Here is a 7,532-nt window from a genome sequence, read left to right on the forward strand (position 1 = left end):
CAGGCCACGTCTTCGTCGCCGGTGGGGTGGGAGGCGACCAGCACCACGGTGGGCGGGTTCTGTTTGCGCAAATAGTTGGCGGTGGCCTCCGCATTGACCAGCCCGGCCACCAGCACCTCACGGCTGTCGCGGGCACGCAGGGTGGCGGCGACGCCGTTGGTGGTGCGCAGAATCAGTTCTTTGTCCTGCAGCTCGGCCTGATCGATTTCCCAGGGGGAATTGCCAAAATCAAAACCGGGAATCGGCAAGGCGTCTACCTCGCCGGCCAGCAGTGCTTCAGGCAGGTGTTCGTCGCGCAGGGCAAAAGCCTGCTCGGCACTGGCTACCGGCCAGATGCAGCGCAGGCCTTTGCGAAAGGCATGGTGGCTGGTGGTGAAAGCGCGGATTACGTCGATCACCACGGTAATGCCATGAATGTTGTGTGGCGGGTTGTGCCCCTGGGCAATGTGTATGTCCATGGTCTTCCTTGCCGGGGGGCGGTGCGGAGCCTGACACGGTGAACGGATCAGAACAGCAGGCCGATGCCCCAGGTTGCGTTGTCGAAAATTTCGTCTTCGTCGTCCAGGTATTGCTCAACGGCAATGGTGAACGTGAGGCGGTCACCCAGGGTCAGGCGGTCTTTGGGGGTGCGCTTGCCGGTGAAGAAATCGATCACTGAACGGTAGTTGAAGTCGGAGCGGTAACGCAGCAGGTCGCCTTCACTGCCGTACCCATACTGGATCTGGATAATGCGGCCAAAGCCCACACCGGCATAGCCATTGGTGACCCGCTCGCTGTCTGCTGCGGAAAGATCGTCGTCGCCGGAATCGCGGCGAATCGGCGAGTCACCGAACTTCTTGGTGCCCACGCCGGCATTCAGCGCCACGCTGGTGTAATTGGCATCCACAAAAAAACCGGTGCCGATATTTTCCGTCGGATCGACCCGGCCAACGGACACCACGGTGCCGCGCATCAGGGTGACGCCGCTATAACGGTCTTCGGCCTGAACACTGGAGCAGCCCAGTATCAGCAAGGTCAGTGCGATTATTATTCTTGTCATGTGATTCCCTCCGTGAACAAGCCGTTATTATGCCTAAAGGTGGCTATGGGGCCTAGCCGCCTGCTGAAAAACTCCTTGCATGCTCAGTCTTGCCGGCTGGTTCCGGATAACGATTGCGCGTTTAGTCGCGACGGTGGCCCAGTGTACGAGCCAGGGTCCACACGCGCACATCGGCTGCGCCGTGGTCAAGAAGGCATTGCGCGGCCGCCCGGGCGCTGCTGCCGGTGGTCATTACGTCATCGACCAGAATAAGGCGCAATCCGCTCACTGGGCGCTGACACTCAAAGGCCTTGCGCAGGTTGCGTTGCCTTTGCCGGCGGGTAAGCCCTTGCTGGCTGGGAGTGGCCCGCTGGCGCACCAGGGCCGGCAGTACAGGGCGTTGCCAATATCGTCCCAGCAGGTGGGCAAGGTGGGCGCCCTGGTCGAAGCCGCGGCGCCACCGCCGTCGCCAGTGGACAGGCAGTGGGCACAGGGCATCGGTATCCACCCATGGCAGGGGAGTTTCTGCCAATAGCGGGCTGATGGCTCGCTCCACCGTCAGGTCGGCCCGGTGCTTGTAGCGTGTAATGAGGGCATCTACCGGGAAATTATATTGCAGGGGTGCCTGGCTGGCGGAAAAGGGCGGCGGCTGGCGAACACAGCGCCCACACAAGGGCGCCACAGGGTCTGCAAGGGTGGTGGAATCGTCGCCGTGGGGAAGCCCGCAGCGACAGATGGGCTCTGTAACCCGGGGCAGCAGAGGCAGGCAGTCAGCGCACAAGCCACCGCTGTCTGATTGGCCGCAGAGAGTGCAGGGTGAGGGGTTGATGTGATCAAAAAGTATACTGCAGTAAACTTTTGTTGCGGCTTTCAGGTTGACAGGTGCCATGGGGCTCCTTAGCCTGCTGACGTTACTTGAGGAGAATGAAGCATGCCCGCCATCGCCAGCACCGCCCAATCGCCATCCACGGATATGGCTGTACGCCATGACTGGAAACGCAGTGAGATCGACGCCCTGTTTGCCTTGCCGTTCAACGATTTGATCTTCCAGGCGGCGGCGCTGCACCGGGCCCATTTCGATCCCAATGCGGTGCAGGTGAGCACCCTGCTGTCGATCAAGACCGGCGCCTGCCCGGAAGACTGCAAATACTGCTCCCAGTCCGGTCACTACAACACCGAGCTGGAAAAAGAGAAATTGCTGGAAGTGTCCCGTGTGGTGGAAGAGGCCAAGGCTGCCCGGCAGAACGGGGCGTCCCGGTTTTGCATGGGCGCCGCCTGGCGCAGCCCCCGCGACAAGGACATGCCCTATGTGCTGGACATGATCCGTCAGGTCAAAGACCTGGGCATGGAGACCTGCATGACTCTGGGTATGCTCAATGAAGGCCAGGCGGGGGCGCTGGCCGAGGCGGGCCTGGATTACTACAACCACAATCTGGACACCTCGCCGGAATACTACGGCCAGGTGATCACCACTCGCACCTACAATGATCGCCTGTCCACCCTGGCCAATGTGCGCGACGCGGGCATGAAGGTGTGCTGCGGCGGTATCGTCGGCATGGGCGAGGAGCGCAATGATCGGGTGGGCCTGCTGCAGCAGTTGGCTAATTTGCCGCACCACCCGGAATCCGTGCCCATCAACATGCTGGTAAAGATTGAAGGCACGCCGCTGGCGGATGTGGACGATCTGGACCCCTTCGAATTTGTGCGGACCGTGGCGGTGGCCCGGATCCTGATGCCGCAATCCTATGTGCGGCTGTCTGCGGGTCGTCAGGAAATGAACGACGAAGCCCAGGCCCTGTGTTTCATGGCCGGTGCCAACTCCATTTTCTATGGCGAACGGCTGCTGACCACCGATAACCCGGAAGCCAACCACGACCAGCGCCTGTTCAAGCGTCTGGGGATTCACCCGCTGGATCCGCGTCACGAAGCGTCCGACGAAGCCCATGAAGAAGCCATCCAGGCACAGGTGTCCGAGCAGCAAGCGGAGGAAGCCGGGCTTTTCTATAACGCCTTGGACAGTAAGCGGGCCGCCAAGCACGTGCTGGACAAGGACACCGGTCGACCCACCGCCACCGAGCACTGAGGCTCGCCTGTGGGCTTTGATCTGGCCGCCGACCTGGCGGCCCGCCGGGAGCAGCACCGCTATCGCCAGCAACAAATCATGGACGGCCCCTGTGGCCGGCATGCGCTTGTGGGCGGCCAGCAGTACCTGAATTTCTGCAGTAACGATTACCTTGGCCTGGCCAACGATGCGGATGTTATCGAGGCGTTCCGGCAGGGGGCACGGGACTGGGGCGTAGGCAGCGGTGCGTCGCATCTGGTTTGCGGTCATCAGCGTCCCCATCAGGATCTGGAAGAGGCGCTGGCCGAGCACACTGGCCGTGAACGCGCGCTGCTGTTTTCCACCGGTTACATGGCCAATCTGGGCGTCATGTCCGCCTTGCTGGGCAAGCGCGATGCCGTATTCGAAGATCGCCTCAATCATGCTTCGCTACTGGACGGCGGCCTGCTCAGCGGCGCCCGCTTCCGGCGCTTTGCCCACAATGATGCCGATGCCTTGAGCCGTCAGCTGCAGCGTAGCGATGCCCGTCGCAAACTGGTGGTGGCCGATGGCATCTTCAGCATGGATGGTGATGAAGCGCCGCTGGCGGCCTACGCCGATGCCTGCGAAGCTCACGATGCCTGGCTGATGGTGGACGATGCCCACGGCCTTGGCGTGCTCGACCCGCAGGGACGCGGGTCCTTGTTTGCCCAGGGCGTTAACCCGCGTACCCAGATCCTCATGGCAACGCTTGGCAAGGGGCTGGGTACTGGCGGCGCTTTTGTGGCTGGCAGCCATGACTTGATCGAAACCCTGATACAGTTTGCCCGCACGTTTATCTATACCACCGCCATGCCGGCCGCGGTGGCGGCGGCCACACGGGTCAGTCTCCACAAATCCCGTGAGGAAAACTGGCGCAGGGAGAAGCTGGCAGAACTGATTGCCCGTTTTCGACAGGGTGCCAGTGAACTGGGCTACACCCTGATGCCGTCGCGCACACCGATCCAGCCACTACTGATCGGCAGTGATGCCGAGGCCATGGCGCTCAGTGGTGCGCTCCGGGAAAAGGGGCTGTTGATCACGGCCATTCGTCCGCCCACGGTGCCGGAAGGCGAAGCGCGCTTGCGGGTGACACTGTCGGCCGCCCATGAGCTTAAGGATGTGGATGCACTGCTGCTGGCGCTGGATCAGGTCGGACGCCGAAAGCCGGACGTCTGACGCCCCAAAATGCCTGCCTGTTTTGTTTCTGTCGTCAGGCTACCGACGTCAGACCTATGACCAAAGGAATTTCCATGCCCAAACTGATTCCCTTTCACAATACCTACAAAGCCACGGGTGTGAATGATGACGAGGCGCAGGACATCGTTCTGATTCATGGCTGGGGACTGCATGCCATTGTCTTTGACGACATTGTGCCGGCCTTGCTGGAACGGTTCCGGGTCACCGTGGTGGACCTGCCCGGTATGGGGCAGAGCCCCATGCCCAGCGGGGACTACACCCTGGATTTTCTCGCCGATGAAGTGCTGGCGATCATGCCCGACAAGGCCCACGTGCTGGGTTGGTCGCTGGGCGGGCTGGTGGCGTTGGCCATGGCCGACAAAGCCGCGCAAAGGGTGCAGTCGGTAGTCACGGTGGCTACCTCGCCGCGGTTTACGGCCGGTGAGGGCTGGGATACGGCCATGCGGCCGGACATTCTTGGCAAGTTTGCGGAAATGTTCGACGAAGATAATGAAGGCACGTTGGTGCGTTTTCTCGCATTAAACTGCAAGGGTAGTGCGGCCATGCGCGAGGATACGGCGCGGCTTAAGGAAATCCTTTATTTCTGTGGATTGCCCGCGCCGAAAGCCTTGCGCAGCGGTCTCGACATTCTGCGCGAGGCAGACATGCGAACCGTGTTGCCGGAACTGGCCATGCCGGTGTTGATGGTTTTTGGCGAGAACGATCATATCGTCCCGGCGGCGGCCATGACCGCCAGTGAACCACTGATTCACAGCGGCCGCACTGCCTTGATTGAGCAGGTGGCTCATGTGCCTTTCCTGTCGGCACCGGAGACGTTTACGAGAGCGGTTTATGACTTCTATCGCGAATATCAACTGGTCGCTTGAGATGGCTGCGTCCGCTCTGGATAAACATGCGGTCAGCGACCACTTCAGCCGGGCGGCGCGCAGCTATGACGAGCATGCCATTTTGCAGCTGGCAGTGGGGCGTTCGCTGGTGCAGCGGTTGCCGCAACGGTTGCGGGTGAATGCGGCGCTGGACCTGGGATGCGCCACGGCACCTTTTGCCCGGGCCCAGCAGCAGGTGTTGCCGGAGGCTCATTGGCAGGCGGTGGACCTGTCGCGTGCCATGCTGCACGAAGCTGCAGAACGTGGGCGGTTTAATGAGCGCTATCTGCCTCTCTGTGCGGATGCGGAACAGTTGCCAGTAAGCGATACCTCCCAGGGGTTGGTATTCAGTTGCTTTGCCCTGCAATGGTGTGATCTCCATGCGGTCCTGAAAGAGGTTAGCCGGGTGCTGTCCCCTGGCGGACGCTTGTTGCTGGCGGTGCCGTTGGCAGGTTCCCTGCAGGAATTGCAGCAGAGCTGGCAGGCGGTTAATCGCCGCCCCCACGTGAATGCCTTGCCGGGTTTTGACGACTGGCAGAGCGCCGCCCTGCTGGCGGGCTTTGTTGATGCAGAGTTGCAGCAACAGGTGATGGTGGAATATTACGATTCGGTCAAGGCCATCGCTCGCCGCCTGAAGGCCACCGGCGCGGATCATGTCAGCGGCGCCTCCGGTCTTACCGGCAAAAATGCCTGGCAGGCCATGGTGAAAGAATACGAAACCCGGCGAACAGAACAGGGTTTGCCGCTAACCTGGAATGTGTTGTTTCTGGAAGCGGAAAAAACACAGTAACGAGTCGCTAGGAGCGAGTTGCGAAAGGCAAAACCGTTTTATTCTTTTCGAAACTCGAAACTCGGCGTAATCCAGATCAAGCCCCTGAAACCAGAAGACGAAAACAGATATGTCCGATCAAAAACCACCGCTCCCCGCCCTCAAGGGTATCTTCTTTGTCACCGGCACCGACACCGAAGTCGGCAAGACCTGGGTAAGCTGTCGCTTGTTGGAGCGGGCCCGGGAAGCCGGGTTGAGTTGCTATGGACTCAAGCCGGTTGCGGCGGGCTGTGATGAAACCCCTGACGGTTGGCGCAATGAAGACGCCTTGCAGTTGATGGCGGCCAGCTCGGTGAAGCTGCCCTATGAAACCGTGAACCCGGTGGCCTTCAAGGCGCCGGTCGCACCGCATATCGCGGCGCAGCAGGAGGGTAAAACGATCAACCTTTCCCGGCTTGCGGGATATGTGCGTGGTGCCTTGAGTGCCCACCCGGCGGATCTGATATTGATTGAAGGGGCTGGTGGTTGGCGCGTGCCGCTGAATGATCGGGAAATGTTGTCCGGGCTGGCAAAGGAGCTGGACGTGCCGGTGATCCAGGTTGTTGGCATGAAGCTGGGGTGTATCAATCACGCCTTGCTGACCGCAGAGGCCATTGAAAAGGATGGCCTGCGGTACGCCGGCACCATGGCCAATTGTTTTGGTGAGATGGCGGTGCAGGAAGAAAATTTGCTCACCCTGCGTCAGCATTTGCCGGGGGCGTTTGCGCTGGTCTGACCGGCACAATCACTGAAATTTCCTGCTACTTTCCTCGTTTTGTCATCTTTAACTGGGCGGTTACAGGGGGCTACATAGCACTACAGTGCGACTACCCAAGGCCCACTGTTTCCGTGCAATTTCCTGCCTAATCTTGACGTGCTGTTGCCGTAGGGCGATGGCCTTTATGGTTAGGGGGAATCTTCATGGATCGCAAACGACGTACCCTGGTGCAGGCGCTGGGCGCGAGTGGCGCGCTGTCACTGGCGGGTTGTGGTGGGGGTGGCAGCTCTTCAGCTGCGCCGCCGGCCAATACGCCTACACCCAGTCAGCCGGACGAACCGGATACGCCGGACGCCTTGCCTGGCGTTTCGTTTCTGCACGGTGTGGCATCCGGGGATCCACTGTCTGACCGGGTCATTCTCTGGACCCGCGTCACTGTGGATCGGGATAGCGGTGAGGATGTGGCCGTCACTGTTACGGTGGCCCGCGACCTGGCCATGCAGCAGACTGTGGCCAGCTATACCGCCACCGCCAGTGCGTCCAGCGACTACTGCGTGAAACTGGATGCCACCGGTCTGCAACCGGACAGCTGGTATTACTATCAGTTTTCGGTGGGTGACCAGCGCTCGCCGGTGGGCCGGACACGCACCTTCCCCGCATCGGAAACCTTTATCGACCGGGCCCGCTTTGCGGTGGTTTCCTGCTCCAACTATCCCTACGGATTTTTCTCCGTCTACCGGGCCGTGGCCAATCATGCGGATCTGGATTTTGTCTTGCACCTTGGTGATTACCTGTACGAGTACGGGGCCGGTGAGTACGGTGAGTTCCCCGAGCGCGATCCG

General features: G+C 60.7%; 9 protein-coding genes. 6 read left to right on the forward strand and 3 right to left on the reverse strand.

Features of this window, described 5'->3' with window-relative positions; genetic code table 11:
* The 3 genes from A3730_RS16395 to A3730_RS16405 form a co-directional block, all read right to left on the reverse strand.
* Positions 1 to 458 (reverse strand): 2-phosphosulfolactate phosphatase (locus A3730_RS16395; protein WP_063538462.1); only part of this gene is annotated, 458 nt, incomplete at its 3' end.
* Positions 459 to 505: 47 nt separating this feature from the next.
* Positions 506 to 1,039, reverse strand: a complete 534-nt coding sequence (locus A3730_RS16400; protein WP_063520455.1) for a hypothetical protein — start codon at positions 1,037 to 1,039, stop codon at positions 506 to 508.
* Between the two features lie 121 nt (positions 1,040 to 1,160).
* Entirely contained in the window at positions 1,161 to 1,700 is a 540-nt protein-coding gene (locus A3730_RS16405) for a ComF family protein (RefSeq protein ID WP_231880650.1), read from the reverse strand.
* A 249-nt stretch (positions 1,701 to 1,949) separates the two neighbouring features.
* Here A3730_RS16405 and bioB point away from each other — a divergent pair, with 249 nt between their 5' ends.
* From bioB to A3730_RS16435, 6 genes are all read left to right on the forward strand, one after another.
* Positions 1,950 to 3,101, forward strand: a complete 1,152-nt coding sequence (gene bioB, locus A3730_RS16410; RefSeq protein WP_063520453.1) for a biotin synthase BioB — start codon at positions 1,950 to 1,952, stop codon at positions 3,099 to 3,101.
* A 9-nt stretch (positions 3,102 to 3,110) separates the two neighbouring features.
* The gene (gene bioF / locus A3730_RS16415) at positions 3,111 to 4,277 is read left to right on the forward strand and encodes an 8-amino-7-oxononanoate synthase (RefSeq protein ID WP_063538464.1); all 1,167 of its coding nucleotides are present in this window, start codon (positions 3,111 to 3,113) and stop codon (positions 4,275 to 4,277) included.
* 74 nt (positions 4,278 to 4,351) lie between these two features.
* Entirely contained in the window at positions 4,352 to 5,164 is an 813-nt protein-coding gene (gene bioH / locus A3730_RS16420) for a pimeloyl-ACP methyl ester esterase BioH (protein ID WP_063521175.1), read from the forward strand.
* Entirely contained in the window at positions 5,130 to 5,954 is an 825-nt protein-coding gene (bioC, locus tag A3730_RS16425; RefSeq protein WP_063521176.1) for a malonyl-ACP O-methyltransferase BioC, read from the forward strand. Before bioH ends, bioC begins: the two co-directional genes overlap by 35 nt.
* Positions 5,955 to 6,063: 109 nt before the next feature.
* Entirely contained in the window at positions 6,064 to 6,708 is a 645-nt protein-coding gene (gene bioD / locus A3730_RS16430) for a dethiobiotin synthase (RefSeq protein WP_063521177.1), read from the forward strand.
* Between the two features lie 185 nt (positions 6,709 to 6,893).
* The coding region (locus A3730_RS16435; RefSeq protein ID WP_197477500.1) for an alkaline phosphatase at positions 6,894 to 7,532 on the forward strand (639 nt) is incomplete at its 3' end.

It is taken from the genome of Alcanivorax sp. HI0044 (assembly GCF_001634945.1).

Coding starts and splice junctions, on each gene's coding strand:
- A3730_RS16400 (WP_063520455.1), bottom strand. CDS start 1,039: ATGACAAGAATAATAATCGCACTGACCTTGCTGATACTGGGCTGCTCC.
- bioB (WP_063520453.1), top strand. CDS start 1,950: ATGCCCGCCATCGCCAGCACCGCCCAATCGCCATCCACGGATATGGCT.
- bioH (WP_063521175.1), top strand. CDS start 4,352: ATGCCCAAACTGATTCCCTTTCACAATACCTACAAAGCCACGGGTGTG.
- bioC (WP_063521176.1), top strand. CDS start 5,130: ATGACTTCTATCGCGAATATCAACTGGTCGCTTGAGATGGCTGCGTCC.
- bioD (WP_063521177.1), top strand. CDS start 6,064: ATGTCCGATCAAAAACCACCGCTCCCCGCCCTCAAGGGTATCTTCTTT.